Raw genomic sequence first — 20,459 nt, 5'->3', positions numbered from 1 at the left:
GAAATCGTCCCCGGGTGAGAACCCCGGCGGGCGGCATCCCAGCAAAGATCACCCTGGCGCCGATGAGTAAGGCGTACCAGAACCACTCCACAGGAGGACCCAGTGGCGAAGGCGAAGTTCGAGCGGACTAAGCCGCACGTCAACATCGGCACCATCGGTCACATCGACCACGGTAAGACGACCCTCACGGCCGCCATTACCAAGGTGCTGCACGACGCGTTCCCGAACCTGAACGAGGCCTCGGCCTTCGACCAGATCGACAAGGCTCCTGAAGAGCGCCAGCGCGGTATCACCATCTCCATCGCGCACGTCGAGTACCAGACCGAGACGCGTCACTACGCCCACGTCGACTGCCCCGGTCACGCGGACTACATCAAGAACATGATCACGGGTGCGGCGCAGATGGACGGCGCCATCCTCGTGGTCGCGGCCACCGACGGCCCGATGCCGCAGACCAAGGAGCACGTGCTCCTGGCCCGCCAGGTCGGCGTTCCCTACATCGTTGTCGCCCTGAACAAGGCCGACATGGTGGACGACGAGGAGATCCTGGAGCTCGTCGACGACGAGGAGATCCTGGAGCTCGTCGAGCTCGAGGTTCGTGAGCTGCTCTCCGAGTACGAGTTCCCGGGTGACGACCTGCCGGTCGTCAAGGTCTCGGCGCTCAAGGCCCTTGAGGGCGACAAGGAGTGGGGCCAGACCGTCCTCGACCTGATGAAGGCCGTCGACGAGAACATCCCGCAGCCCGAGCGTGACGTCGACAAGCCGTTCCTGATGCCGATCGAGGACGTCTTCACGATCACCGGTCGTGGCACCGTCGTCACCGGTCGTATCGAGCGTGGTGTCCTCAAGGTCAACGAGACCGTCGACATCGTGGGCATCAAGCAGGACAAGACCACCACCACGGTCACCGGCATCGAGATGTTCCGCAAGCTGCTCGACGAGGGCCAGGCCGGTGAGAACGTCGGTCTGCTGCTTCGTGGCATCAAGCGCGAGGACGTCGAGCGCGGCCAGGTCATCATCAAGCCCGGCTCGGTCACGCCGCACACGTCGTTCGAGGCCCAGGCCTACATCCTGTCCAAGGACGAGGGTGGCCGCCACACGCCGTTCTTCAACAACTACCGTCCGCAGTTCTACTTCCGTACGACTGACGTGACCGGTGTTGTGACCCTCCCCGAGGGCACGGAGATGGTCATGCCGGGTGACAACACCGAGATGACCGTCGACCTCATCCAGCCCGTCGCCATGGAGGAGGGCCTGAAGTTCGCCATCCGTGAGGGTGGCCGGACCGTGGGCGCCGGCCAGGTCATCAAGATCAACAAGTAAGTCCTTGTTGGCTTGACAGCCTGGTAGCTCCTCGCGAGCTCCTTGAAGGGGCCCGTACGACTTCGGTCGTACGGGCCCTTTCGCCGTTCCGGGGCGTTCGAAACCATTCGGCGCTCACGACCCGTTCACCCCGGCCGACCCTCCCTTCACCATGTGGGCGTGCCTGGACATATCGGCCGTAGAACCCCCGGTGACGCGAGGGCGTGGGAGGTCGTCCTCGGCGGATGCCGTACATCCGGGGGTAACGCGGGTGCGCGGAACTGTGGCGGGCGTTTGTCCGGGGCGGGATGTCGGGTCGGCGCCTTCGAGGTGGCGGCGACGGGGGATCTGGAGCCGCGCGGGACGGGGTACGGATATGGGGCGTCAGGGCGTTCGTGATGCGGCAGGAATGAGCGGAGTGCCGTTCACGTCCCATGGCCGGTCGGTGGGCGCGCCTAGGGTTCCAGTGGAAGTGATGTCTGTTCCGCTGCCGGTCCCAGGTACGTGTACTCGCTGGACCTCGCGATGCCTACGGAATCCAGCCGCTGCCGGAAGCGGACCCGGAAATGGACGTTGTCCCCGAGGCCGGGGCGCATGCGTAGCAGCTCCTCGGGCTCCTCGAAGCGGACGTCGTAGGCCGGCGCGTTCTTGGCCGTGCCCGTCTTGACCTTCACCCAGCCGCTTTCGCGCAGTTCTGTGATGCGGCCGGAGATGGTGATCGGCTGATCACGGTCCCTGGTCTCGCTGAGCCGTTCCACGTAGCGCCTGCCTCGTTCGGTCAGCCGGGCACGGCGCATACCGCCGTCGGCGCCGTACCAGGTCACGCCCAGATCCAGGTCGTATTTGCTCAGCGCACGGGACAGTGACTCGACCGCGTCGAAGAGCCGTGCCCACTCGCGGATATCGCTCTCCGACTCCAACGCGGCCAGCAGCTCCGTCAGCGTGCTCATGCCCGTGCTCGCGGCGGATGTGGCGGGAGCGTCCAGGGTGTTCGGCTCCCGGGAGACAGCGGGGGCGACGGGCCGGGCGTGCACGACGGTGCTGCCTGCCGAGATTCCGGTGAGCTCCAGTTGGACGGGGGTGCGTGCGGCGACGGAGACCGCGTGCTCGACAGGTTCGAGGAGTGCGTTGCCCCACTGGAAGCGGAGAGCGCCGCCGTCTGTGTCCGGACCGGTCAGGCGGAGCTGGAGCTCTTCGTCGAGACGGGCGTCCGGTGCGTACTCGCGCGCCGCAGCCAGTCGGCTAGCCCGGTGCTCCGCTTCGATCTCCTCGCCGTCCCTGTCCTCGGTGCCCATCTCGTCGAGTAGACGCGCGGCGATATCAGCCATCCCCTCGTCCTCCAAGAGCTCGCGCCTGCGCTCTCGATAGCTGTCGCCGGTCACAGTCGCACCTCCAGGTATCCGCGTGCCGGGGCGGCACTTTCTTCCGACGGAGGGCGGTCGCCCTGGTCGGGCAGTCTGCAACGCTGCCACCAGTCGTCCCACACACCCCGTTGTGTGAAGTATGTCTGTTCGTCGGGAGTGAAGCGTTCCGGCTGGAAGATATGGGCAACGGGCTGGTACCCGATTCTGAGCGGCGAGACGCCGAACTTCTCCCTCATCCTCTCGCGGCTCTGGAAGGCGGTGGTCAGCCACCTGGACCCGGGCTTTCCCCGTACCGCGCGCTCGGCACGCGTATCGATCAAGAGGGTGGCGTCGATGTTCCCGGGATCGGGTTTCGTGCTGACGAAGCTGCCGCCGAGCCACAGCCGGTGGACGAGCGGGAGTCCGTCCAGGAGGTCCGCGTACGTTTCCTCAAGCGTGAGGAATCGGTCGAGATAGCCGTGGAGCGGTCCCACAGTCCCGCGCGCGTCGGGGAATCCTGGAACTCGGGGGCGCTGACCAGCATGGACTCCGCCTCCTCCAGGGAGATGGAGTACCGGCCCAGAGGGAGGAATCCGTTCGCGGCGAAGGAAGGCAGCACGTGGGGTCCTGTCGAGTGATGGGGGATTCATCCTGCCGGGTCGACTTCGGAGCCGTCGGGGATACCTGGGAATGGGCTCGCCGGCGTGCACGCCCGGCAAGTGCCTGGTTCCGGGCCGCGGAAGGCGAGGTCGCAGCTGTCGCAGTTCCGGAGGGGGTGGCGTACGCCCATGACTGAGGGCGGTGCGGGGGCGCGGAACGGCGGCGGAGGCGGCAGCTGGGCGGCGAGTCGGTGGGCCAGGAGGGCGGCTGGGCGGTGCAGGGGCTCGGGTGGCAGGTCGCTGGTCAGCGCGCGTTGTACGGCGGTGGGGGTGAGGTCGCGTTCCAGCCAGGCGGCGACCCCCGGGGCGAGGTGCTCCGCGTCGGTGGCGGAGAGGAGCAGGCGGGGGTCGTGGCGTCGGAGGCCGGCCAGGAGGTCGGTGGCGGTCTGGAGGAGGGCGGGGGAGGAGTAGGCGGGTTTGGGTACGGCGGGGAGCAGCTTGCGGGGCGGGCGCTTGTCCGGGGCGGGCCGTCGGGTGGGCGCTTTGGGGGTGTCGGCCGCTGTGTCGTGGTGTCCGGGCTGGTTGCAGGAGACCGTGCGGGTGACGATCCGGCCGCCGGGGGCGCGTTCGCGGGTGCGGCGGAGGTAGCCGTGGGTTTCGAGTTCGCGCAGGGCGGCGGCGATACGGGTGGGGCCCTCGGGGAAGCGGGCGGCGAGCGTCTTGATGTCGACGCGGGCGCCGGTGGGCAGCGACTGGATGTGGACGCCGAGTCCGATGGCGAGTCCCGACAGCTCCGGGTGCTGGGCGAGGTGGTTGCCGATCACCGTGAAGCGGGTGGTGTGGCGGGTGTTGTCGTGGATGACGCCGCCGGGGTGGCCGTGGGCCTGCCGGTGTGGGTGGTTTTTGCCCGCGATCCGGGACTGGGCGCGCGGGAGCGCGCTAGGGTTTTGCGTATCCATCGGGAAGCTTTCCTCTTCCTCGGTGGTCAGGCCCTCGCACTGGGATTGCAGTCCCGGCGGGGGCCGTCGCATTTCTGCCGCAGGTCTGTCGCATGTCTGCGGTGGTGTCGCGCTGAGCGTAGGGCAGGCAACCGGTCCCGAATCCAGCCGAGTTGGACATATTCACTCGGGGGAGTGAGTTTGCGCGGCGGGCGGGAGGGGTGGGGCTTGGTGGGTTTCTTTCTCCCTCATGTTTCTTGGGAAAGAGCGCCGACAGCACCGGAGTATGGGCTGCCGTGTTCCGGTGGTTGTGGTGGCAGGAGGTCGAGTTCCGTCCGCACGGTCTTGCGGGGCACGGGTCCGAGTTCGACGCCCCGGCGGTCGGCGAGGGCCTCGACGAGGAGGAGGCCGCGCCCCGATACGGCGTCGGTGGACAGGGGTTGGCGGCGCGGCAGGTCCCAGGCGCGCAGCCACTCCGTGGCGAGGAGGCGGGCGAGACAGGCGCCGCGTGGGGTGGGGGACAGGAGGACGCTGAAGTGACGGGTGGGGGAGTGGAGTTGGGTGGACTCTTTCTGGTTCACGTCACTGAGCGTGGCGGCGTGTGCTTACCGTGAACAGTGACGACCCCGGTACGTACGGTGACTGTCGGCATGTTGTCCGGTGCTGTCCGGGCTGTCGGCAGGGGCCGTAGGGGTAAGGGGCGTTGCGGCACTGGGGTACGACGGAGGGGCGCGCGATGCGGCAGGTGGACGGTGACGCGGTACGGCTCAAGGGCGAGGCGGACGAGCCGGGTTGGGAGGTGGACCCGGACGACGACTGGGGTGTGGCGGTGGTCGCGACCGTGGGTCGGCAGTTGAAGCTGCGGCGGGAGGCGAAGGGGATGCGGGCCGCCGAGTTCGGGAGGGCGGTGGGGTACGGGGAGGATTTGGTCTACAAAATTGAGGGGGGCAAGCGGATCCCCCAGCCTGAGTATCTGGACCGGGCGGACGAGGTGTTGGGCGCCGGTGGGCTGATCTCGGCGATGAAGGAGGACGTGAAGAAGGTCCGCTATCCGAAGAAGGTTCGGGATCTGGCGAAGATTGAGGCAAAGGCGGTCGAAACCCTCTCGTACGCCAACCACAACCTGCACGGCCTGCTGCAGACCGAGGAGTTTGCGTGGGCGCTGTTGAAGACGCGGCGTCCATCGCTCTCGGGAGACGAGCTGGAGCGAGCGGTGGCCGCGCGCATGGCGCGCAGGGGGATTTTCGAACGCTCAACGGCTCCTGAGCTCAGTTTTGTTCAGGAAGAGGTGACGCTGACGCGCCCGGTCGGAGGCAAGATGGTGATGCGCAGGCAGCTCGAACACCTCCTGGAGCTGGGGCGGCTGCGGAACGTCGAAATTCAGGTGATGCCGATGGACCGTTGGGACCATCCTGGTACAGGAGGACGGATCCAGGTGTTGAAGTTCGGGGACGGAACGGCGGTTGGACGCATGGACGACGAGTTCGGCGGACGTCCCGTCTCCGACCCGAGGCAGCTGAGGATTCTCGAACTGCGCTATGGCATCATCCGGGCCGAGGCTCTGACCGCACGGGAGTCAGTGGCCTTCATCGAACAACTGCTGGGAGAGACATGATCCGCAAGGCCTCTGCCGGAGACCCTTCCGAGCTGGCGTGGTTCAAGAGCAGCTACAGCGACAGCAGTAACCCGAGTGACTGCGTCGAGGTGGCCAACACCCCCGGCACGATTCACGTCCGCGACTCCAAGAACACCCAGGGTCCACGGCTGGGCTTCGCCCCGGACGCGTGGGCGGACTTCGTGACGTACGCCTCCGAGGGCTGACCCACTGGGACGCCTTGCCATTCGCGCTCCCCTGTACGCGTACGGACACTCATGCGGCGCTTCGTGCAGGGGGGTGGGTGGAGCCACGGACGGTGGTCAGTTCGCAGCCGGGGAAGCCGTGTCGTCGGCCTTGATGTCGAAGTTGATCTGCTCTCCGTCGACAGAGGTCACCGTGACCGTTACGCCCAAGGTGCTGCCGTCCTTCGCCGTGAGCTTGCACCGGGTGGTGGTGCCGACCTTGCCGGTGAGGTCCTCGGGACAGGCGATGTTCGGCTTCGGCTGGTTCATGGTGGCGGCGAGCTTTTCGGCGACGATGGTGGCCAGCTTGTCCGCGGACATTTTCGGCGTGGACGTTCCGACGTGGACCGAGGCCGAGCAGCCGACGAGCAGCGCGCCGGCGGCTGCTGCCGAGAGGATCGAAGTCGCCGCGGACAACCGGGTTGTGGTCATGGTGGACTCCGGTGTGGGGGGGGGATCATGACAAGAAGAGGCAGGAAGCATACTCGGCAGAGCTGCGCCGATCTGTTGGAAGGGCTCCCTGACAGCCAGTGTGGTGGTCAGGCCGCGTGAGTGCGGTCTCGTACCCGGCGGGACCGCGGCAGCCGAGGCTGCCGGGCAACTCCCTCGCGCCGACGGCGAAGGACCCCACTCGGCAGGTGGTCGGTGGTCCTCACTTCCGTAGGAGCGTGTTCAGGTTGTGTGCAGGAGTCTGTTCAGGCTGAGGGTGGAGACGTCGGGGCTCAGGAGTGGCCGTTAGGGTGCACGTTGACTTTCCGTGGTGTGCCTGTCGGGCGCGTGACGGACGAGGCGCGAACGCAACGGGGGTTGCCCATGGGATCCGGAGACGGTGGCGAGCCGAGACTTGCGAGCTCGGCGAGCGACAAGACGCGCGCGGCGAAGTTCATGGAAGAGCACCTGATGCCGGACACCCAGGCAGCCGCCCGTATGGCGGAGGGCGGTGGAGCCGCCGTGCGGCCCCCCTTCGTCGGCCCGGTGGCTCCCGCGAGCCCCCTGATCAAGCAGGACACCGGACTGAAAGGGCTCTCCGGCTGGGCCTCGGACCAGGCTGTCTCCGACGCGCTGACCGCCTGGCAGGGGCAGACGAACCGGCTCATGGCCCGGCTGCAGCAGGAGGTGAACGCGCTGCACGGCACGAAGAACCTCTTCCACAACCAGGACACCACCGTCGGCGCGCAGGCGGCGGGGGTCCGGCCCCCCAGCAGCTTCGACGGCATGTGACGGGGAGCGGCCATGACGCTGAACTACCAAGACGTGATGACGGCTGATCTGTCTCCGCTCGCGGACGTGTCCGGGGCGTGGAAGAAGATGGGCGAGCGCTTCGGTGAGCTGAAGACCGACTACGAGAAGCACGTGCAGGGTGTGCTGGGCAACGGGAACTGGCAGGGGCTCGCCTACGGCGCGCAGCAGCAGAACGCCTCGGCCACGGCCTTCGAGTACGGAGCGGCCAAGGCCGAGGCGCTGGCCATCGCCAGTCTCCTCACGGATGCGCACACCGAACTGACCCGCCTGCAGAAGGCGGTCAAGGACCTGGTCCACGACGCCGAGGAGAAGGACTACAAGGTCGACAGCTCCGGCAAGGCGACCTACGTCGGGTACGACAAGCTCTCCGAACAGGAGAAGTACGCCCTCCACCACGACCCCGACTACGCCCGGCTGCAGTCCGACGCCCGTACGAAGGCGCAGGGCTGGACCGACGACATAGCCAAGGCGGTCAAGGCCGTCGACGACGCCGACCAGAGCGTGAAGCGGGCGTTGGTCCGCGCGACGAGCGATGTCTCGACGGACGGTCTCGGGTTCGGCGGGTTCAACGCACACGCCGTGGGTGACCTGGCGAAGGCCGGCAAGCCGGAGCCCAAGACCAGAACGAAGACCGACGGGTGGGTGTCCGAAGGCGAGAGCGAGGCCTCCGGCCCCGGCGTCGGGACAGAGGTCTCCGGGCCCGACACGGCAGCCGGCAAGCTGGGCGAGGCCGAGGCGCACGCCGACCTGGGCCGCGCGAGCGCGGAGGGGTCGCTCACCAACGGCCCGTTCAAGCTCGCCGGGGAGGCCGAAGCCTATGCGGGCGCCAAGGTCTCCGCGGCCGGCGGCATCACCAACGAGGGTCTCCAGGGGGAGGCCAGCGTCTTCGCGGGGGGCGAGGCCTCGGCCAAGGGCCGCGCCGACGCCGGTTTCGTCGGGTTGTACGGTCGGCCGGAGACCATGGCGGGCGCCGAGGCAGGAGTCAACGCGGGCATCGGCCTTGAGGGGGTGCACGCGGGAGCGGAGGCGTTCGCCGGCGCGAAGGCCGGTGTCTCGGGGGGCGCGGACATCGGCGGCATCGGAGCGGGCGGGACGCTGGAGGGTTGGGCCGGTGCCGGGGCCGAGGCCGACGCCACCCTCGGCAAGGGCGAGGACGGCAAGTGGAAAATCGGCGCGACGGTGGGCGCCGCCGTCGGGCTCGGCGGCGAGGTGGGCTTCGAGATCACTGTTGATCCGGGGAAGATCGCCGACACCGCGGGCGATGCGGCCGATGCCATCGGCGATACGGCCGGTGCGTTCGTCGGCCTGTTCTGATGCGCGCTCCCGCGGACCGACTGCCGTAGACGCCCTGCCGTAGACGCACTGCCGTAGTGAGGAGGGCCCGAGATGCCCACGACCCTGCCCGTACCGATCGAGTTCGAACTGCCGGAAGGCTGGCACGCCGCACCGCCGGACGAAGCCGGCGCACCAGGGGCGGCGTTCATCGCGCTGCATCCGCGACCGGACGCCGGATTCACCGCGAACATCACGATCGACGGCGAGTACCGTCCGGACGCGGCGGCGCTGTCCGAGATCGCCCAGGAGTCCGTGGAGCGACTGCGTCAGGCCGCCGCGTCGGTCGAGGTCACCGGACGCCGCGAGATCGGCTCCGCGCAGGCGCCGGGCCTCACGCAGACGCTCGCCGTCTCGGCCGTCGCCGGCGGTGTGCGTCGCGATCTCGTCCAATCGCAGGTCTACCTGTCCATGCTGGACGTCGCCGATCCGCGCAGGCGGTCGGTGATCCGCCTGATCCTGACCGCCACCGCGGCCCAACACCCCGCCGTCCTGGACGACTTCCGGGACTTCGTGCGCACAGTCCGCCCGGACACCGGCGCGGCTTCGTAGCGCGTTCCGCGAAGGCGCCTCCCGCGGAAGCGCACTCCGCGCCGGCGGCAGATCTTGCACCGACAATCCGGCCCCTCCTAGGTTGATTTCATGGGACTTTTTGACAAGCTGACCGGAACGAAGCGCCCGGCCGACGGTGTCGCCCCGCGATCCACGGCGGAGGTCCACGCGGCCCTGCTCGGCCTCAACCGCACTGACGTCCCGTACGTCGTCCGGGACGGCCGCGCGGAGGGCGCCGACCTGGTGGCGGAGTGGCGGATGCTGGAGCCGGCCTGGCAGACCTTCTTCGCCCGCACCCAGGTGAGCCGGGTGTTCCAGGTCCGTATGCGCCTGGTCCCGGAGAAGAACGAAGTCCGCACCCTCGACCAGCAGTACGAGGTCACCTGGGTCGGCGGCACCCCCAGGCTGTCCATCTCGGCCGAGGCCCAACGCGGCCAGGTGAAGACGGTCTCGAAGCAATGGACGCTCGGCGGGGGCGAAGACGGCGACGCCGAAGCGACCGAGACGTTCACCTTCGACAGTTCCGAGCTCAAGAACCCCCTGCAGGACGCCGTCCTGGGCGCGGGGTGGACCTGGCGCGGAGTCGTCACCGGCAAACTGTGAGGCCGGCGGGGTCGCGATCCCGCCGACCGGCCCGTCCTCGCCGGGCTCGCCCGGTGGGCGTCACATACCGTGGTCGGATTTCCGCTCATCGTCACCACGCGCTCCTGGCGGCCGTCCCAAGGCCGGCAAGAGCGACCTCCGTCGGCGCGTGCGGGCGCCCAGGGTTTGACCCGCATCACCCACGGGGTACGATCCTCGGCTCGATTGGCCAGGCCCCTGCCCCGTATGGCAGACTAACGGGGTTGCTCGGTCGAGTGCCGATGCTGCGCGTCTCCCGCCGGGAGGACCGGAAGCGAGTCCCACAGTACTCGTCGCCTCAACTGCCGTAAGGCAGCGCTGGGGCGGACGTACGGGAATCTTTCGGGAAGTGTCAGCGGGGTGCAGACCAGGCGCCTGGTGGGTGTTTTCGCCCCCGGTCCTGCGGTTGCTTTCGGGCGGGCCGCGTCCCTGGTAGGGAAATTCCGTTCACGGAGTATCTCTGCGGCAGGAGCGCGACACACCCGACCGCGTGGGTCGGAGGCCAGGACGCGAACCCCCGGGTTCCAGGGCGTTTCACTAGACAAAGGACTACTGAGTAGCCATGGCGGGACAGAAGATCCGCATCCGGCTCAAGGCCTACGACCACGAGGTCATCGACTCTTCGGCGAAGAAGATCGTCGAGACGGTGACCCGAACTGGTGCGTCGGTCGCGGGCCCGGTGCCGCTGCCCACTGAGAAGAACGTGTACTGCGTCATCAAGTCGCCGCACAAGTACAAGGACTCGCGCGAGCACTTCGAGATGCGCACGCACAAGCGCCTGATCGACATTCTCGACCCGACCCCCAAGACCGTTGACTCTCTGATGCGACTCGACCTCCCGGCCGGTGTCGACATCGAGATCAAGCTCTAGGGATCGGTGATCTGAGAATGGCTAAGCAGATCAAGGGCATCCTGGGCGAGAAGCTCGGCATGACGCAGGTGTGGGACGAGAACAACCGTGTTGTTCCCGTCACCGTCGTCAAGGCCGGGCCGAATGTCGTGACCCAGGTTCGTACGAATGACTCCGACGGCTACGAGTCGGTCCAGATCGCCTTCGGCGAGATCGACCCGCGCAAGGTGAACAAGCCCCTCAAGGGTCACTTCGCCAAGGCCGACGTCACCCCCCGTCGCCACCTCGTCGAGATCCGCACCGCGGATGCCTCCGAGTACACCCTCGGCCAGGAGATCTCCGCCGAGGTGTTCGAGGCGGGCGTGAAGGTCGACGTCACCGGCAAGAGCAAGGGCAAGGGCTTCGCCGGTGTCATGAAGCGTCACAACTTCAAGGGCCTCGGCGCCGGACACGGCACCCAGCGCAAGCACCGCTCTCCCGGCTCCATCGGTGGCTGCGCCACCCCGGGCCGTGTGTTCAAGGGCCTCCGCATGGCGGGGCGTATGGGCAACGAGCGGGTCACCACCCAGAACCTGACCGTCCACGCCGTTGACGCGGAGAAGGGTCTGCTGCTCATCAAGGGCGCGGTTCCCGGTCCGAACGGCGGCCTCGTCCTGGTCCGCACCGCGGCCAAGGGGGCCTGAGGTACCGATGAGCACTGTTGACATCCTTTCGCCGGCAGGCGACAAGACCGGGACGGTCGAGCTCCCCGCGGAGATCTTCGCCGTCGAGAAGATCAGCATCCCGCTGCTTCACCAGGTCGTCGTCGCGCAGCTGGCCGCTGCCCGCCAGGGCACGCACAAGACCAAGACCCGTGGCGAAGTCCGTGGTGGTGGCAAGAAGCCTTACCGCCAGAAGGGCACCGGTCGCGCCCGTCAGGGTTCGACCCGCGCGCCGCAGTTCGCCGGTGGTGGCGTCGTGCACGGTCCCGTGCCGCGTGACTACTCGCAGCGGACCCCGAAGAAGATGAAGGCCGCGGCCCTGCGCCACGCCCTCACCGACCGGGCCCGCAACGCTCGCATCCACGTCGTCTCCGGCGTGATCGAGGGCGACACCCCCTCCACCAAGGCCGCGAAGAGCCTGCTCGGCAAGATCAGTGAGCGCAAGAACGTGCTCCTGGTCATCGAGCGCTCCGACGAGGCCGCGCTGCTCTCCGCGCGCAACCTGCCCCAGGTGCACATCCTGGAGCCGGGCCAGCTGAACACGTACGACGTTCTCGTCTCGGACGACGTGGTCTTCACCCAGGCCGCTCTGGAGTCCTTCGTGTCTGGCACCCCCTCTGCGGAGCGGAACGCTGACACCGAAGGGAGCGAAGCCTGATGGCTACGCGTCACCCGAGCATTGCCTCGAAGGCCGCCAAGGCCAAGAAGGTCGCGCGCGTCGCCAAGGCGAAGCGCCACGAGGCCGAGGGCAAGAACACCGTCGAGACGCCGACGAGCAAGAGCTTCACGGACCCCCGTGACGTCCTCCTCAAGCCGGTCGTCTCCGAGAAGAGCTACGCGCTGCTCGACGAGGGCAAGTACACCTTCGTCGTCGCGCCGGGCGCCAACAAGACCCAGATCAAGCAGGCCGTCCAGGCGGTCTTCTCGGTCAAGGTCACCGGCGTCAACACGATCAACCGTCAGGGTAAGCGCAAGCGCACCAAGAGCGGTTTCGGTAAGCGTGCTGACACCAAGCGCGCCATCGTGACCCTCGCTGAGGGCGACCGTATCGACATCTTCGGCCAGGCCTCCTAACGGAGTGCCCTGGTCCGAATATCGGACGAGGACTGAGAAATGGGAATCCGCAAGTACAAGCCGACTACGCCGGGCCGTCGTGGCTCCAGCGTCGCCGACTTCGTCGAGGTCACGCGGTCCACGCCGGAGAAGTCGCTGGTTCGCCCCCTGCACAGCAAGGGCGGCCGTAACAATTCCGGTCGTGTGACCGTTCGCCACCAGGGTGGCGGACACAAGCGCGCCTTCCGAGTGATCGACTTCCGTCGTCACGACAAGGACGGCGTGCCGGCGAAGGTCGCGCACATCGAGTACGACCCCAACCGCACCGCGCGCATCGCGCTGCTGCACTACGCCGACGGCGAGAAGCGCTACATCCTCGCCCCGCGCAACCTGTCGCAGGGCGACCGCGTCGAGAACGGTCCCGGGGCCGACATCAAGCCGGGCAACAACCTGGCGCTCCGCAACATCCCGGTCGGTACCACGATCCACGCGATCGAGCTCCGTCCCGGTGGCGGTGCCAAGTTCGCCCGTTCCGCCGGTACCTCCGTGCAGCTGCTCGCGAAGGAGGGCCAGATGGCCCACCTCCGCATGCCGTCCGGTGAGATCCGTCTGGTCGACGTGCGCTGCCGCGCCACCGTCGGCGAGGTCGGCAACGCCGAGCAGAGCAACATCAACTGGGGCAAGGCCGGTCGTAAGCGCTGGCTGGGCGTCCGCCCGACCGTCCGCGGTGTGGCGATGAACCCGGTCGACCACCCGCACGGTGGTGGTGAGGGCAAGACCTCCGGTGGTCGCCACCCGGTCTCCCCGTGGGGTCAGAAGGAGGGTCGTACTCGCTCGCCGAAGAAGGCTTCGAGCAAGTACATCGTCCGCCGCCGCAAGACGAACAAGAAGCGCTAGGAGCGGGTTTAGATGCCGCGCAGTCTCAAGAAGGGGCCCTTCGTCGACGACCACCTCATCAAGAAGGTGGACGTACAGAACGAAGCCGGTACCAAGAACGTCATCAAGACCTGGTCCCGTCGCTCGATGATCATCCCGGCCATGCTCGGTCACACGATCGCGGTGCACAACGGCAAGATCCACATCCCGGTGTTTGTCACCGAGTCGATGGTCGGCCACAAGCTCGGCGAGTTCTCGCCGACGCGCACCTTCCGGGGTCACGTCAAGGACGACCGGAAGTCGAAGCGCCGCTAACGCGGGGTGGAATGACCATGACAGACACTGGAAGGACAACCATGGAAGCCAGGGCCCAGGCGCGGTACATCCGCGTTACGCCCATGAAGGCCCGCCGCGTGGTGGACCTTATCCGTGGCATGGATGCCACGGAGGCTCAGGCGGTCCTGCGTTTCGCCCCGCAGGCCGCGAGCGTGCCGGTCGGCAAGGTGCTGGACAGCGCCATTGCCAACGCCGCGCACAACTACGACCACACCGACGCCTCTTCGCTGGTCATCAGCGAGGCGTACGTGGACGAGGGCCCGACCCTGAAGCGGTTCCGTCCGCGTGCCCAGGGCCGTGCCTACCGGATCCGTAAGCGGACCAGCCACATCACCGTGGTCGTCAGCAGCAAGGAAGGAACCCGGTAATGGGCCAGAAGGTAAACCCGCATGGGTTCCGACTCGGCATCACCACGGACTTCAAGTCCCGTTGGTACGCCGACAAGCTGTACAAGGACTACGTCAAGGAAGACGTCGCCATCCGTCGGATGATGACGTCCGGCATGGAGCGCGCCGGCATCTCGAAGGTTGAGATCGAGCGCACCCGTGACCGCGTGCGGGTGGACATCCACACCGCGCGTCCCGGCATCGTCATCGGCCGCCGTGGCGCCGAGGCCGACCGCATCCGCGGTGACCTCGAGAAGCTCACGGGCAAGCAGGTCCAGCTGAACATCCTCGAGGTCAAGAACCCCGAGACCGACGCTCAGCTGGTTGCCCAGGCCGTTGCCGAGCAGCTGTCCTCCCGCGTCTCCTTCCGTCGCGCCATGCGTAAGAGCATGCAGGGCACGATGAAGGCCGGCGCCAAGGGCATCAAGATCCAGTGTGGTGGCCGTCTCGGCGGCGCCGAGATGTCCCGCTCGGAGTTCTACCGCGAGGGCCGTGTGCCCCTGCACACGCTCCGTGCGAACGTCGACTACGGCTTCTTCGAGGCCAAGACGACCTTCGGCCGTATCGGTGTGAAGGTCTGGATCTACAAGGGCGACGTCAAGAACATCGCCGAGGTCCGCGCCGAGAACGCCGCTGCCCGCGCCGGCAACCGCCCGGCCCGTGGTGGCGGCAACGACCGCCCCGCCGGCCGTGGTGGCCGCGGTGGCGAGCGTGGCGGTCGCGGTCGTAAGCCGCAGCAGGCTCCCGCTGCCGAGGCCCCCAAGACGGAGTCTCAGGCGACCGCGGCTGCCAATGCTCCGGCTGAGAGCACCGGAACGGAGGCCTGACCGACATGCTGATCCCCCGTAGGGTCAAGCACCGCAAGCAGCACCACCCCAAGCGCCGTGGTCAGGCCAAGGGCGGTACGCAGGTTTCGTTCGGCGAGTACGGCATTCAGGCCCTCACGCCGGCGTACGTGACGAACCGCCAGATCGAGGCCGCTCGTATCGCGATGACCCGCCACATCAAGCGTGGCGGCAAGGTCTGGATCAACATCTACCCGGACCGCCCGCTCACGAAGAAGCCTGCCGAGACCCGCATGGGTTCCGGTAAGGGTTCTCCCGAGTGGTGGATCGCGAACGTGCACCCGGGCCGGGTCATGTTCGAACTGTCCTACCCCAACGAGAAGATCGCCCGTGAGGCCCTCACTCGCGCAGCCCACAAGCTGCCGATGAAGTGCCGGATCGTCAAGCGCGAGGCAGGTGAAGCGTGATGTCGGCCGGTACCAAGGCGTCCGAGCTGCGCGAACTGGGTGACGAGGAGCTTCTCGCGAAGCTTCGCGAAGCCAAGGAAGAGCTGTTCAACCTCCGCTTCCAGGCGGCGACCGGTCAGCTCGAGAACCACGGTCGGCTCAAGGCCGTCCGGAAGGACATCGCGCGGATCTACACCCTGATGCGTGAGCGCGAGCTGGGCATCGAGACGGTGGAGAGCGCCTGATGAGCGAGAGCAACGTGACTGAGAACGCAACCGAGGCGCGCGGATTCCGCAAGACCCGTGAGGGTCTCGTCGTCAGCGACAAGATGGACAAGACTGTCGTCGTCGCCGTCGAGGACCGCGTCAAGCACGCTCTGTACGGCAAGGTCATCCGCCGCACGAGCAAGCTGAAGGCCCACGACGAGCAGAACGCCGCGGGTATCGGCGACCGCGTCCTCCTCATGGAGACGCGTCCGCTGTCCGCGACGAAGCGCTGGCGCATCGTGGAGATCCTGGAGAAGGCGAAGTAATCAAACGGGGGGTCCGTCCCCCCGTCACCCCCCGCCGGGGGCCTGGCGCACCGTCAGGTGTGCTGCCCCCGGCGGAGGTTTTCTCCCTCAACAGGCCAAGTAATTCCTGCGGGGCTCATCCGCAGGACGGTTCCGCCAGGCTCGTGGGGCGACCCGAAAGGGATCCCCGCGGGAACCGGCAGACAATCAGGAGATAGACGTGATCCAGCAGGAGTCGCGACTGCGTGTCGCCGACAACACGGGGGCGAAGGAAATCCTTTGCATCCGTGTGCTCGGTGGCTCCGGTCGCCGCTACGCGGGCATCGGTGACGTCATCGTCGCCACCGTCAAGGACGCGATCCCCGGCGGCAATGTGAAGAAGGGTGACGTCATCAAGGCGGTCATCGTTCGCACCGTCAAGGAGCGCCGCCGTCCGGACGGCTCGTACATCCGCTTCGACGAGAACGCCGCTGTCATTCTGAAGAACGACGGCGACCCTCGCGGCACCCGTATCTTCGGCCCGGTCGGCCGTGAGCTGCGCGAGAAGAAGTTCATGAAGATCATCTCGCTCGCGCCGGAGGTGCTGTAAGCATGAAGATCAAGAAGGGCGACACGGTTCAGGTCATCACCGGCAAGGACAAGGGCAAGCAGGGCAAGGTCATTGCCGCTTACCCGCGCGACGAGCGCGTCCTGGTCGAGGGTGTCAACCGGGTCAAGAAGCACACGAAGGCCGGCCCCACCGCTCGCGGTTCGCAGGCCGGCGGCATCGTGACCACCGAGGCCCCGATTCACGTGAGCAACGTTCAGCTCGTCGTGGAGAAGGACGGCAACAAGGTCGTCACGCGCGTCGGTTACCGCTTCGACGACGAGGGCAACAAGATCCGCGTTGCCAAGCGGACGGGTGAGGACATCTGATGGCTACCACCACCACTCCGCGTCTCAAGACGAAGTACCGCGAGGAGATCGCGGCGAAGCTGCAGGAAGAGTTCTCCTACGAGAACGTCATGCAGACGCCCGGCCTCGTCAAGATCGTGGTCAACATGGGTGTCGGCGACGCCGCCCGTGACTCCAAGCTCATGGACGGTGCCGTCCGTGACCTGACCACGATCACCGGTCAGAAGCCGGCCATCACCAAGGCCCGCAAGTCCATCGCGCAGTTCAAGCTGCGTGAGGGTCAGCCGATCGGTGCCCACGTCACGCTCCGTGGCGACCGCATGTGGGAGTTCCTGGACCGCACCCTGTCGCTCGCGCTGCCGCGCATCCGCGACTTCCGCGGCCTGTCCCCCAAGCAGTTCGACGGCCGTGGCAACTACACCTTCGGTCTCACGGAGCAGGTCATGTTCCACGAGATCGACCAGGACAAGATCGACCGTACCCGGGGCATGGACATCACCGTGGTGACCACGGCGACCAACGACGCTGAGGGCCGTGCCCTTCTCCGTCACCTCGGCTTCCCCTTCAAGGAGGCGTAAGCGAGATGGCGAAGAAGGCTCTGATTGCCAAGGCTGCTCGTAAGCCCAAGTTCGGTGTGCGTGGCTACACCCGCTGCCAGCGCTGCGGCCGCCCGCACTCCGTGTACCGCAAGTTCGGCCTGTGCCGCGTCTGCCTTCGTGAGATGGCTCACCGTGGCGAGCTGCCGGGCGTGACCAAGAGCTCCTGGTAGTCCCGGTAATTCGGGATTCCAGAGGCTCTCGGTAAGTAAAGGGTTCGGTCAGGTGCCCACTCCTTCATGGCTTAGGCTAGGAGGGTTGGGCGCCTGCCGCCCCAATCGACTTACTACGCCGTAGGTCCCCGCACCGCACCCGTCCCGCCACTGAGTGGGGAGAGGGATGGCGCATACAGGAAACCCCGGCGAGAGAGGCCGAAGGCCAATTCATGACCATGACTGATCCCATCGCAGACATGCTTACCCGTCTGCGTAACGCGAACTCGGCGTACCACGACGATGTCGCGATGCCGCACAGCAAGATCAAGTCGCACATCGCGGAGATCCTCCAGCAGGAGGGCTTCATCACCGGCTGGAAGGTCGAGGACGCCGAGGTCGGCAAGAAGCTCGTCCTCGAGCTGAAGTTCGGCCCGAACCGTGAGCGCTCCATCGCGGGCATCAAGCGGATTTCGAAGCCGGGTCTGCGTGTGTACGCGAAGTCCACCTCCCTGCCCAAGGTGCTCGGTGGCCTCGGCGTGGCGATCATCTCCACGTCGCACGGTCTCCTCACCGACAAGCAGGCCGGCAAGAAGGGCGTAGGCGGAGAAGTTCTCGCCTACGTCTGGTAGCGGAAGGGAACGGAGGAAACAGCTATGTCGCGCATTGGCAAGCTCCCCATCACGGTTCCCGCCGGCGTGGACGTCACCATCGACGGCCGTACGGTCCAGGTGAAGGGCCCCAAGGGCACCCTCTCCCACACCGTCGCGGCGCCGATCGAGGTCGCCAAGGGTGAGGACGGCATTCTCAATGTCACCCGCCCGAACGACGAGCGTCAGAACAAGGCCCTGCACGGCCTGTCCCGCACGCTGGTGGCGAACATGATCACCGGCGTGACCCAGGGTTACGTGAAGAAGCTCGAAATCAGCGGTGTCGGTTACCGCGTTCTGGCGAAGGGCTCCAACCTGGAGTTCTCGCTCGGCTACAGCCACTCGATCACCGTCGAGGCCCCCGAAGGCATCACCTTCAAGGTCGAGAACCCGACGCGGTTCTCGGTCGAGGGCATCGACAAGCAGAAGGTCGGAGAGGTTGCGGCCAACATCCGCAAGCTGCGCAAGCCCGACCCGTACAAGGCCAAGGGCGTCAAGTACGAAGGCGAAGTCATCCGCCGCAAGGTCGGAAAGGCGGGTAAGTAAGCCATGGCATACGGTGTCAAGATTGCTAAGGGCGACGCTTACAAGCGTGCTGCCATCAAGCGTCGTCACATCCGGATCCGTAAGCACATCTCGGGTACGGCTGAGCGTCCGCGCCTGGTCGTGACGCGCTCCAACCGCCACATCGTGGCCCAGGTCATCGACGACATCAAGGGTCACACCCTGGCGTCGGCGTCGACCCTGGACACCACGGTCCGCGGTGGCGAGGGCGACAAGTCCGCGCAGGCCAAGTCGGTCGGCGCCCTGGTCGCCGAGCGCGCCAAGGCCGCCGGTGTCGAGGCTGTCGTATTCGACCGTGGTGGCAACCAGTACGCCGGGCGCATTGCCGCTCTGGCGGACGCCGCCCGCGAAGCCGGACTCAAGTTCTGAGTCGCCCGTCGCGCTAGCGACTTGATTGTCGCTGCGTAGCTAGCGGAAAAAGAGAGAGGTAATCCAATGGCTGGACCCCAGCGCCGCGGAAGCGGTGCCGGTGGCGGCGAGCGGCGGGACCGGAAGGGCCGTGACGGCGGCGCTGCTGCCGAGAAGACCGCGTACGTTGAGCGCGTTGTCGCGATCAACCGCGTCGCCAAGGTTGTGAAGGGTGGTCGTCGCTTCAGCTTCACCGCGCTGGTCGTGGTGGGCGACGGTGACGGCACCGTGGGTGTCGGTTACGGCAAGGCCAAGGAGGTGCCGGCCGCCATCGCCAAGGGTGTTGAGGAGGCCAAGAAGCACTTCTTCAAGGTCCCCCGTATCCAGGGCACCATCCCGCACCCGATCACGGGCGAGAAGGCCGCGGGCGTCGTCCTGCTCAAGCCTGCTTCCCCCGGTACCGGCGTTATCGCCGGTGGCCCGGTGCGTGCTGTCCTGGAGTGCGCCGGCGTTCACGACATCCTGTCGAAGTCGCTCGGCTCGTCCAACGCGATCAACATCGTGCACGCGACCGTGGCGGCCCTCAAGGGCCTGCAGCGTCCCGAGGAGATCGCGGCCCGCCGTGGTCTGCCCCTCGAGGACGTCGCCCCTGCCGCTCTGCTGCGTGCGCGTGCGGGAGCGGGTGCGTAATCATGGCTCAGCTCAGGATCACGCAGACGAAGTCGTACATCGGCAGCAAGCAGAACCACCGCGACACCCTGCGTTCGCTCGGGCTCAAGCGCCTGAACGACGTGGTCGTCAAGGAGGACCGCCCCGAGTTCCGCGGAATGGTGCACACCGTCCGCCACCTCGTGACGGTTGAGGAGGTCGACTGATCATGGCGGAGAACAACCCGCTCAAGATCCACAACCTCCGTCCCGCCCCGGGCGCCAAGACCGCGAAGACCCGTGTGGGCCGTGGTGAGGCGTCGAAGGGTAAGACGGCCGGTCGTGGTACCAAGGGCACGAAGGCCCGTTACCAGGTTCCGGAGCGCTTCGAGGGCGGGCAGATGCCCCTCCACATGCGCCTCCCGAAGCTGAAGGGCTTCAAGAACCCGTTCAAGACCGAGTTCCAGGTCGTGAACCTCGACAAGCTGGCGGCGCTGTACCCGGAGGGTGGCGAGGTCACCGTCGAGGGGCTCGTCGCCAAGGGTGCCGTTCGCAAGAACAGCCTCGTCAAGGTGCTCGGCCAGGGCGAGATCTCGGTGGCGCTGCAGGTTTCGGTTGACGCCGTCTCCGGCTCCGCCAAGGAGAAGATCACCGCCGCCGGCGGTACCGTCACCGAGCTCGTCTGAACCTTTCAGGCGTCTCGATGACATGAGCGAACCCGACCGGGGGTGCCCTTACAAAAGGGGTATCCCCGGTTGGTCGTTCCAAGGGAGGCAGTCTCGCCGGTAAGGTGGCCTGCACTGCCGACTTTCGTCCGGCGTTTCATCGGGCGGCAGTCGACCGATACCTACCTATTCGTCGAACCTCAAGACCGTCACCTCTGACGCACTAGCGCG

33 protein-coding genes are annotated in these 20,459 nt (G+C 67.0%); 28 read left to right on the top strand and 5 right to left on the bottom strand.

Annotation, left to right across the window (positions count from 1 at the left end; genetic code table 11):
* Window positions 1-102 precede the first annotated feature (102 nt).
* Entirely contained in the window at window positions 103-1,323 is a 1,221-nt protein-coding gene (tuf, locus tag RV986_RS21415) for an elongation factor Tu (RefSeq protein WP_475918946.1), read from the top strand.
* Between the two features lie 434 nt (window positions 1,324-1,757).
* On the opposite strand, the gene RV986_RS21410 is transcribed toward tuf, so the two are convergent.
* The 4 genes from RV986_RS21410 to RV986_RS21395 all read right to left on the bottom strand — a co-directional run bounded on the left by RV986_RS21410 (window position 1,758) and on the right by RV986_RS21395 (window position 4,763).
* Window positions 1,758-2,630, bottom strand: a complete 873-nt coding sequence (locus RV986_RS21410; RefSeq protein ID WP_475918945.1) for a hypothetical protein — start codon at window positions 2,628-2,630, stop codon at window positions 1,758-1,760.
* 50 nt (window positions 2,631-2,680) lie between these two features.
* Window positions 2,681-3,139 (bottom strand): DUF6932 family protein, encoded by a 459-nt coding sequence (locus RV986_RS21405; protein WP_475918944.1) that lies wholly within the window; start codon window positions 3,137-3,139, stop codon window positions 2,681-2,683.
* A gap of 152 nt (window positions 3,140-3,291) precedes the next feature.
* Window positions 3,292-4,203 carry a helix-turn-helix domain-containing protein gene (locus RV986_RS21400; RefSeq protein WP_475918943.1) on the bottom strand — a complete coding sequence of 304 codons (912 nt, stop codon included), beginning with the start codon at window positions 4,201-4,203 and terminating at the stop codon, window positions 3,292-3,294.
* A gap of 227 nt (window positions 4,204-4,430) precedes the next feature.
* Window positions 4,431-4,763, bottom strand: coding sequence for an ATP-binding protein (locus RV986_RS21395; RefSeq protein WP_475918942.1), 333 nt, complete (start codon window positions 4,761-4,763; stop codon window positions 4,431-4,433).
* A 155-nt stretch (window positions 4,764-4,918) separates the two neighbouring features.
* On the opposite strand from RV986_RS21395, the gene RV986_RS21390 reads away from it, so the two are divergent.
* Window positions 4,919-5,797: a helix-turn-helix domain-containing protein gene (locus RV986_RS21390; protein ID WP_475918941.1), complete on the top strand. Its 879-nt coding sequence runs from the start codon at window positions 4,919-4,921 to the stop codon at window positions 5,795-5,797.
* Window positions 5,794-6,003, top strand: coding sequence for a DUF397 domain-containing protein (locus RV986_RS21385; RefSeq protein ID WP_475918940.1), 210 nt, complete (start codon window positions 5,794-5,796; stop codon window positions 6,001-6,003). Before RV986_RS21390 ends, RV986_RS21385 begins: the two co-directional genes overlap by 4 nt.
* Window positions 6,004-6,099: 96 nt before the next feature.
* On the opposite strand, the gene RV986_RS21380 is transcribed toward RV986_RS21385, so the two are convergent.
* Window positions 6,100-6,453 carry a DUF4333 domain-containing protein gene (locus RV986_RS21380; RefSeq protein ID WP_475918939.1) on the bottom strand — a complete coding sequence of 118 codons (354 nt, stop codon included), beginning with the start codon at window positions 6,451-6,453 and terminating at the stop codon, window positions 6,100-6,102.
* A gap of 381 nt (window positions 6,454-6,834) precedes the next feature.
* Between RV986_RS21380 and RV986_RS21375 the strand changes: the two genes are divergently transcribed.
* The 25 genes from RV986_RS21375 (at window position 6,835) to rplO (ending at window position 20,249) form a co-directional block, all read left to right on the top strand.
* Complete coding sequence (locus tag RV986_RS21375) at window positions 6,835-7,242, top strand: hypothetical protein (RefSeq protein ID WP_475918938.1); 408 nt, start codon at window positions 6,835-6,837, stop codon at window positions 7,240-7,242.
* Window positions 7,243-7,254: 12 nt separating this feature from the next.
* A complete protein-coding gene (locus RV986_RS21370; protein WP_475918937.1) occupies window positions 7,255-8,577 on the top strand; it encodes a hypothetical protein in 1,323 nt (440 codons plus the stop codon).
* Window positions 8,578-8,649: 72 nt separating this feature from the next.
* The gene (locus RV986_RS21365; protein WP_475918936.1) at window positions 8,650-9,147 is read left to right on the top strand and encodes a hypothetical protein; all 498 of its coding nucleotides are present in this window, start codon (window positions 8,650-8,652) and stop codon (window positions 9,145-9,147) included.
* 90 nt (window positions 9,148-9,237) lie between these two features.
* Window positions 9,238-9,750 (top strand): hypothetical protein, encoded by a 513-nt coding sequence (locus tag RV986_RS21360; RefSeq protein WP_475918935.1) that lies wholly within the window; start codon window positions 9,238-9,240, stop codon window positions 9,748-9,750.
* A gap of 580 nt (window positions 9,751-10,330) precedes the next feature.
* Window positions 10,331-10,639, top strand: coding sequence for a 30S ribosomal protein S10 (gene rpsJ, locus RV986_RS21355; protein WP_003948644.1), 309 nt, complete (start codon window positions 10,331-10,333; stop codon window positions 10,637-10,639).
* Window positions 10,640-10,656: 17 nt separating this feature from the next.
* Window positions 10,657-11,301, top strand: coding sequence for a 50S ribosomal protein L3 (gene rplC, locus RV986_RS21350; protein WP_030619125.1), 645 nt, complete (start codon window positions 10,657-10,659; stop codon window positions 11,299-11,301).
* A 7-nt stretch (window positions 11,302-11,308) separates the two neighbouring features.
* Window positions 11,309-11,977, top strand: coding sequence for a 50S ribosomal protein L4 (gene rplD, locus RV986_RS21345; protein ID WP_475918934.1), 669 nt, complete (start codon window positions 11,309-11,311; stop codon window positions 11,975-11,977).
* Window positions 11,977-12,393, top strand: coding sequence for a 50S ribosomal protein L23 (gene rplW / locus RV986_RS21340; RefSeq protein ID WP_402034679.1), 417 nt, complete (start codon window positions 11,977-11,979; stop codon window positions 12,391-12,393). The genes rplD and rplW overlap by 1 nt, the downstream gene beginning before the upstream one ends.
* Before the next feature lie 39 nt (window positions 12,394-12,432).
* Window positions 12,433-13,269 (top strand): 50S ribosomal protein L2, encoded by an 837-nt coding sequence (gene rplB / locus RV986_RS21335; protein ID WP_475918933.1) that lies wholly within the window; start codon window positions 12,433-12,435, stop codon window positions 13,267-13,269.
* A 12-nt stretch (window positions 13,270-13,281) separates the two neighbouring features.
* The gene (rpsS, locus tag RV986_RS21330) at window positions 13,282-13,563 is read left to right on the top strand and encodes a 30S ribosomal protein S19 (RefSeq protein WP_168529651.1); all 282 of its coding nucleotides are present in this window, start codon (window positions 13,282-13,284) and stop codon (window positions 13,561-13,563) included.
* Window positions 13,564-13,604: 41 nt separating this feature from the next.
* Window positions 13,605-13,952, top strand: coding sequence for a 50S ribosomal protein L22 (gene rplV, locus RV986_RS21325; RefSeq protein ID WP_004571827.1), 348 nt, complete (start codon window positions 13,605-13,607; stop codon window positions 13,950-13,952).
* Complete coding sequence (rpsC, locus tag RV986_RS21320; RefSeq protein WP_475918932.1) at window positions 13,952-14,797, top strand: 30S ribosomal protein S3; 846 nt, start codon at window positions 13,952-13,954, stop codon at window positions 14,795-14,797. The genes rplV and rpsC overlap by 1 nt, the downstream gene beginning before the upstream one ends.
* Window positions 14,798-14,802: 5 nt before the next feature.
* A complete protein-coding gene (gene rplP / locus RV986_RS21315) occupies window positions 14,803-15,222 on the top strand; it encodes a 50S ribosomal protein L16 (protein WP_010986348.1) in 420 nt (139 codons plus the stop codon).
* Window positions 15,222-15,446 carry a 50S ribosomal protein L29 gene (rpmC, locus tag RV986_RS21310; protein ID WP_003998824.1) on the top strand — a complete coding sequence of 75 codons (225 nt, stop codon included), beginning with the start codon at window positions 15,222-15,224 and terminating at the stop codon, window positions 15,444-15,446. The genes rplP and rpmC overlap by 1 nt, the downstream gene beginning before the upstream one ends.
* Window positions 15,446-15,733, top strand: a complete 288-nt coding sequence (gene rpsQ, locus RV986_RS21305; RefSeq protein ID WP_475918931.1) for a 30S ribosomal protein S17 — start codon at window positions 15,446-15,448, stop codon at window positions 15,731-15,733. The genes rpmC and rpsQ overlap by 1 nt, the downstream gene beginning before the upstream one ends.
* A 199-nt stretch (window positions 15,734-15,932) precedes the next feature.
* Complete coding sequence (rplN, locus tag RV986_RS21300; RefSeq protein WP_003992364.1) at window positions 15,933-16,301, top strand: 50S ribosomal protein L14; 369 nt, start codon at window positions 15,933-15,935, stop codon at window positions 16,299-16,301.
* Between the two features lie 2 nt (window positions 16,302-16,303).
* Window positions 16,304-16,627: a 50S ribosomal protein L24 gene (gene rplX, locus RV986_RS21295; RefSeq protein WP_362018956.1), complete on the top strand. Its 324-nt coding sequence runs from the start codon at window positions 16,304-16,306 to the stop codon at window positions 16,625-16,627.
* Window positions 16,627-17,184: a 50S ribosomal protein L5 gene (gene rplE, locus RV986_RS21290; RefSeq protein WP_037626984.1), complete on the top strand. Its 558-nt coding sequence runs from the start codon at window positions 16,627-16,629 to the stop codon at window positions 17,182-17,184. Before rplX ends, rplE begins: the two co-directional genes overlap by 1 nt.
* A 5-nt stretch (window positions 17,185-17,189) precedes the next feature.
* The gene (locus RV986_RS21285; RefSeq protein WP_003948630.1) at window positions 17,190-17,375 is read left to right on the top strand and encodes a type Z 30S ribosomal protein S14; all 186 of its coding nucleotides are present in this window, start codon (window positions 17,190-17,192) and stop codon (window positions 17,373-17,375) included.
* Window positions 17,376-17,587: 212 nt separating this feature from the next.
* Complete coding sequence (gene rpsH, locus RV986_RS21280) at window positions 17,588-17,986, top strand: 30S ribosomal protein S8 (RefSeq protein WP_055614920.1); 399 nt, start codon at window positions 17,588-17,590, stop codon at window positions 17,984-17,986.
* A 24-nt stretch (window positions 17,987-18,010) separates the two neighbouring features.
* Window positions 18,011-18,550, top strand: a complete 540-nt coding sequence (gene rplF / locus RV986_RS21275) for a 50S ribosomal protein L6 (protein WP_101400121.1) — start codon at window positions 18,011-18,013, stop codon at window positions 18,548-18,550.
* A 3-nt stretch (window positions 18,551-18,553) separates the two neighbouring features.
* Window positions 18,554-18,937: a 50S ribosomal protein L18 gene (rplR, locus tag RV986_RS21270; protein ID WP_475918930.1), complete on the top strand. Its 384-nt coding sequence runs from the start codon at window positions 18,554-18,556 to the stop codon at window positions 18,935-18,937.
* A gap of 66 nt (window positions 18,938-19,003) precedes the next feature.
* Window positions 19,004-19,606, top strand: coding sequence for a 30S ribosomal protein S5 (gene rpsE, locus RV986_RS21265; RefSeq protein ID WP_055513610.1), 603 nt, complete (start codon window positions 19,004-19,006; stop codon window positions 19,604-19,606).
* A 2-nt stretch (window positions 19,607-19,608) separates the two neighbouring features.
* The gene (gene rpmD / locus RV986_RS21260; RefSeq protein ID WP_060901490.1) at window positions 19,609-19,791 is read left to right on the top strand and encodes a 50S ribosomal protein L30; all 183 of its coding nucleotides are present in this window, start codon (window positions 19,609-19,611) and stop codon (window positions 19,789-19,791) included.
* A 2-nt stretch (window positions 19,792-19,793) separates the two neighbouring features.
* The gene (gene rplO, locus RV986_RS21255) at window positions 19,794-20,249 is read left to right on the top strand and encodes a 50S ribosomal protein L15 (RefSeq protein ID WP_060901489.1); all 456 of its coding nucleotides are present in this window, start codon (window positions 19,794-19,796) and stop codon (window positions 20,247-20,249) included.
* Window positions 20,250-20,459: the final 210 nt, after the last annotated feature.

This window comes from Streptomyces sp. RLA012 (assembly GCF_056270325.1).
Note: the sequence above shows the minus strand (reverse complement) of the source record. Positions and strands in the feature narration are given on the sequence as shown.

Coding starts and splice junctions, on each gene's coding strand:
- rplF (WP_101400121.1), top strand. CDS start 18,011: ATGTCGCGCATTGGCAAGCTCCCCATCACGGTTCCCGCCGGCGTGGAC.
- RV986_RS21385 (WP_475918940.1), top strand. CDS start 5,794: ATGATCCGCAAGGCCTCTGCCGGAGACCCTTCCGAGCTGGCGTGGTTC.
- rplC (WP_030619125.1), top strand. CDS start 10,657: ATGGCTAAGCAGATCAAGGGCATCCTGGGCGAGAAGCTCGGCATGACG.
- rplR (WP_475918930.1), top strand. CDS start 18,554: ATGGCATACGGTGTCAAGATTGCTAAGGGCGACGCTTACAAGCGTGCT.
- rplB (WP_475918933.1), top strand. CDS start 12,433: ATGGGAATCCGCAAGTACAAGCCGACTACGCCGGGCCGTCGTGGCTCC.
- rpsH (WP_055614920.1), top strand. CDS start 17,588: ATGACCATGACTGATCCCATCGCAGACATGCTTACCCGTCTGCGTAAC.
- rpsQ (WP_475918931.1), top strand. CDS start 15,446: ATGAGCGAGAGCAACGTGACTGAGAACGCAACCGAGGCGCGCGGATTC.
- rplX (WP_362018956.1), top strand. CDS start 16,304: ATGAAGATCAAGAAGGGCGACACGGTTCAGGTCATCACCGGCAAGGAC.
- RV986_RS21360 (WP_475918935.1), top strand. CDS start 9,238: ATGGGACTTTTTGACAAGCTGACCGGAACGAAGCGCCCGGCCGACGGT.
- rplW (WP_402034679.1), top strand. CDS start 11,977: ATGGCTACGCGTCACCCGAGCATTGCCTCGAAGGCCGCCAAGGCCAAG.
- rplE (WP_037626984.1), top strand. CDS start 16,627: ATGGCTACCACCACCACTCCGCGTCTCAAGACGAAGTACCGCGAGGAG.
- rplV (WP_004571827.1), top strand. CDS start 13,605: ATGGAAGCCAGGGCCCAGGCGCGGTACATCCGCGTTACGCCCATGAAG.
- RV986_RS21390 (WP_475918941.1), top strand. CDS start 4,919: ATGCGGCAGGTGGACGGTGACGCGGTACGGCTCAAGGGCGAGGCGGAC.
- RV986_RS21410 (WP_475918945.1), bottom strand. CDS start 2,630: ATGGCTGATATCGCCGCGCGTCTACTCGACGAGATGGGCACCGAGGAC.
- rpsJ (WP_003948644.1), top strand. CDS start 10,331: ATGGCGGGACAGAAGATCCGCATCCGGCTCAAGGCCTACGACCACGAG.
- RV986_RS21375 (WP_475918938.1), top strand. CDS start 6,835: ATGGGATCCGGAGACGGTGGCGAGCCGAGACTTGCGAGCTCGGCGAGC.
- rpsE (WP_055513610.1), top strand. CDS start 19,004: ATGGCTGGACCCCAGCGCCGCGGAAGCGGTGCCGGTGGCGGCGAGCGG.
- rpsS (WP_168529651.1), top strand. CDS start 13,282: ATGCCGCGCAGTCTCAAGAAGGGGCCCTTCGTCGACGACCACCTCATC.
- rpmC (WP_003998824.1), top strand. CDS start 15,222: ATGTCGGCCGGTACCAAGGCGTCCGAGCTGCGCGAACTGGGTGACGAG.
- RV986_RS21380 (WP_475918939.1), bottom strand. CDS start 6,453: ATGACCACAACCCGGTTGTCCGCGGCGACTTCGATCCTCTCGGCAGCA.
- rplD (WP_475918934.1), top strand. CDS start 11,309: ATGAGCACTGTTGACATCCTTTCGCCGGCAGGCGACAAGACCGGGACG.
- rplP (WP_010986348.1), top strand. CDS start 14,803: ATGCTGATCCCCCGTAGGGTCAAGCACCGCAAGCAGCACCACCCCAAG.
- RV986_RS21365 (WP_475918936.1), top strand. CDS start 8,650: ATGCCCACGACCCTGCCCGTACCGATCGAGTTCGAACTGCCGGAAGGC.
- rplO (WP_060901489.1), top strand. CDS start 19,794: ATGGCGGAGAACAACCCGCTCAAGATCCACAACCTCCGTCCCGCCCCG.
- rpmD (WP_060901490.1), top strand. CDS start 19,609: ATGGCTCAGCTCAGGATCACGCAGACGAAGTCGTACATCGGCAGCAAG.
- rpsC (WP_475918932.1), top strand. CDS start 13,952: ATGGGCCAGAAGGTAAACCCGCATGGGTTCCGACTCGGCATCACCACG.
- RV986_RS21285 (WP_003948630.1), top strand. CDS start 17,190: ATGGCGAAGAAGGCTCTGATTGCCAAGGCTGCTCGTAAGCCCAAGTTC.
- RV986_RS21400 (WP_475918943.1), bottom strand. CDS start 4,203: ATGGATACGCAAAACCCTAGCGCGCTCCCGCGCGCCCAGTCCCGGATC.
- RV986_RS21370 (WP_475918937.1), top strand. CDS start 7,255: ATGACGCTGAACTACCAAGACGTGATGACGGCTGATCTGTCTCCGCTC.